The following is a 476-nucleotide window of genomic DNA, read 5'->3' as shown; positions in this document are numbered from 1 at the left end:
GACGTTAAGTCGATTGGGGCCTGGCAATCCTCATCTCGACACCATTCTGGAAAGCGAAGCCCAGCTCTTGCGCCACTACGGTGTCGAAGCAGGCAAACAACTGCTGGACGTGTGGCACCACCCCGACGACGAAGCGATAGCCGTGTATGACAGCACCGGCCAATTGCTGGCCGGATTGCCCATTGAACACCCGGTCTTCGAGCAAACGGTCATCAGTAAAGAGGGCATGAGCCTGTCGCTGAGGTCGACCCGCGTGCCCGGTAATGGGGGCGGCGGGGAGGGCGGGCCGGGCTTGATGCCGCTCTTGATCGGCACGGTGATGAGTGCCTTGTTCAGCGGCTATATGGCGTTTTATCTGGCCTGGCCGTTGGCTTACTTGCGCCGGGCAATGAGCGATGTGGCACAGGGGCGTTTTGAAACCCGAGTCAAGCCGATCATGGGGCAGCGGCGCGATGAAATTGTCGACCTGGCCGAAA

1 pseudogene is annotated in these 476 nt (G+C 60.3%); it reads left to right on the top strand.

Annotated features, from left to right (window positions below):
• Positions 1-476 (top strand): annotated as a pseudogene (locus GHO25_RS25765) (HAMP domain-containing protein); the annotation flags it as partial.

Source organism: Pseudomonas sp. FSL R10-1350 (genome assembly GCF_009600525.1).
GTDB lineage: Bacteria > Pseudomonadota > Gammaproteobacteria > Pseudomonadales > Pseudomonadaceae > Aquipseudomonas > Aquipseudomonas helleri.
Note: the sequence above shows the minus strand (reverse complement) of the source record. Positions and strands in the feature narration are given on the sequence as shown.